Source organism: Acidovorax sp. KPB24-03 (assembly GCF_057546605.1).
The window spans coordinates 1-2,584 of the sequence record NZ_BAAJYR010000460.1 but is presented as its reverse complement, the minus strand read 5'-3'; the positions used below and the strand labels follow the sequence as shown (position 1 = coordinate 2,584).

Below are 2,584 nucleotides of genomic sequence, written 5' to 3'. Positions count from 1 at the left end.
CGATGGCCGATGGCCGATGGCACAGGATTTTGCTATTTTTTCAATAGCTTAAAACCCTTTCTAACACTGCGGCTTGCCGCTTTTTCAACACCTCCTTCCACCGTTCGGCGAAGCCCGAAATTTCTTCTGAAACCCACCGATTGGTCAAATAGTAAAAGCGAATCACTATCATTTGCAGTTTTTACAGGAAACTGCTTTCATGATCTTGCCGTCTTCGCTCCGCCCCCAGCCCCTGTCCCTCGCGATTGCCCTGGCGTTGAGCGCCGGTGCCCACGCCCAGACCGCCCCGCCTTCCGAATCGCGACGTGCGCAACCCGCGCAGGCCGCCCTGTCCACCGTGGTGGTCACGGCCTCGGGCACGGCCGTGGACATCAAAGAGGCGCCTGCCAGCATCAGCGTGATCACCCGCGAAGACATCGAGCGCAAGCCCGTCACCAGCCTCGGCGAGCTGCTGTCCACCATTCCCGGCGTGACCGGCGGGCTGTCGGGCACGGGCGCGCAGTCCAAGATCCGCCTGCGCGGCCTGCCCGAGAAATACACGCTCATCCTCGTGGATGGCAAGCGCCAGGGCAATTCGGCCGGCGTGAACTACCGCGACGACCTGGGCCAGTAGGACCTGGATTGGATCTCGCCCGAGATGATCGAGCGCATCGAGGTGGTGCGCGGCCCGATGTCGTCGCTGTACGGCTCGGACGCCATGGGCGGCGTGATCAACATCATCACCCGCAAGATCGGCCTGCGCTGGGGCGGCTCCGCCACGGTCAACTACTCCAAGCCCTCCGATTCGGAGCGCGGCGACACGCGGCAGACGGGCTTCACCGTCAGCGGCCCGGTGACCGACCGCATCGGCCTGCGCGTGTCGGGCAACTACACCGAGCGCGATGCCGATGAAGGCACGGGCGGGCATGCGGGCACCTACCTGTCCACGGCCGGCGCGCGCAATCAGGGACTGAACGCGCTGCTGAGCTGGCAGCTCACGCCCGACCAGTCGGTGTCGCTCGAGGCGGCCCAGGCCACGCAGCGCGCCACCGGCTCGGACGCGCGCACCGCCAGCGGCGGGCAGGTCGTCAGCCCCTGGGGCCTGAGCCGGCTGCGGCACACCTCGTTCGGCCTGGGGCACGATGGCCGCTGGGGCGACGTGCGCTCCAAGATCAACCTGTCGCGCCACGAGTACGAGGACCTGGGCGACACCATCGGCAACCACTCGCGCGAAACCACGCTGGACGGCCGCGTGGACATGCCGCTGAAGCTCCTGGGCTTCGACCAGATGCTGACCACCGGGCTGCAATGGAAGCAGGAAGAACTGGACAACCGCGACACCATCGGCCTGGCCCCCATCGACTACAGCGGGCGGCCGGTGTCGGGATCGTCCCTGTCGGCCACCACCTGGGCGCTGTTCGGCGAGGACCAGATCTTCCTGCGCGAGAACCTGGCGCTCACGCTCGGCCTGCGCATGGACCACCACGAAAAGTACGGCAACAACTGGAGCCCGCGCGCCTACTTCGTCTACCACCCGGCCTCGGCGTGGACGGTGCGCACCGGCGTATCGCGCGGCTTCCGCGCGCCGGGCCTGAAAGAGAACTCGCCCAATGCCGCCACGCAGTCCGGCGGCAACGGCTGCCGCAGCCTGGCGGGCCTGGGCTGGACCAGCACCCGCGTGAATGCCGACGGCACGCGCGGCTGCTACATGGCCGGCAACCCCGACCTGCAGCCCGAGACCAGCACCAACTTCGAGCTGGGCACGGGCTACGAGCAGGGCGGCTGGACCTTCGGCGCCACCTACTTCCACACCGACTTCAAGAACAAGATCGACTACCAGCCCCTGGGCCTGTACAACGGCTTTTGGTGGACGCGCATGGCCAACGCCCAGCGCGCCCGCACGCGCGGGCTGGAGGCCAACGCCACCGTGCCGCTGGCGCCGTCGCTCGACTGGCGCACCAATGCCACGAAGATGTTCGAGTCCAAAAACCTCACCACCGGCGCCTCGCTGCTGTCCGTGCCGCGCCTGACCGTGTATTCGTCGCTGCAGTGGCGCGTCGCCCCGGCCTGGACCGCCGATGCCAGCGCCCGCTACGTGGGCAAGGAACTCGTCGTCACCGGCGCGGCCACCACCTTCGCCAGGGCCTACACCACCGTGGACCTGACCACCAGCTACCGGTTGAACGAAACCTTCACCCTGCGGGCCGGCATCCTCAACGTGGCGGACAAGCAGACGCGGGAACTGGGCAGCAACTACGACAACGGCGGGCGCACCTACTTCGTGGGGGCCACGGCGCGGTTCTGAGGCCCGGGCGATGCATGCGGCGGCGCGGCATCCACCGCGGCGCCCGCCGCTGCACCCACCTCGAATGCTATATTTTTAATAGCGCAATGCCCTAGTGGATATTGCACTGGGAGTCCTTTTGGCCTCAAGCCCCCTGGATCAGCCAGCGCGGTGTCCAGGATCATCATGATCACGAAGCCGATCATCAGCCCGCCCGTGGCCCAGGCTTCGTGTCCCTTGCGGTGCGACTCGGGAATGATCTCGTGGCTGATGACGAACAGCATCGCCCCGGCCGCAAAGCCCAGGCCCCACGGCAGCAGG

General features: G+C 66.9%; 1 protein-coding gene and 2 pseudogenes. 2 read left to right on the top strand and 1 reads right to left on the bottom strand.

Annotated features, from left to right (window positions below; translation table 11 throughout):
* Window positions 1-199: 199 nt before the first annotated feature.
* Both AC27KI_RS22560 and AC27KI_RS22555 read left to right on the top strand, forming a co-directional pair.
* Window positions 200-697, top strand: a pseudogene (locus AC27KI_RS22560) (TonB-dependent receptor plug domain-containing protein); the annotation flags it as partial.
* A complete protein-coding gene (locus AC27KI_RS22555; protein ID WP_487089628.1) occupies window positions 671-2,284 on the top strand; it encodes a TonB-dependent receptor domain-containing protein in 1,614 nt (537 codons plus the stop codon). The pseudogene AC27KI_RS22560 and the gene AC27KI_RS22555, both read left to right, overlap by 27 nt.
* 143 nt (window positions 2,285-2,427) lie before the next feature.
* Here AC27KI_RS22555 and AC27KI_RS22550 read toward each other — a convergent pair.
* Window positions 2,428-2,584, bottom strand: a pseudogene (locus tag AC27KI_RS22550) (ZIP family metal transporter); the annotation flags it as partial.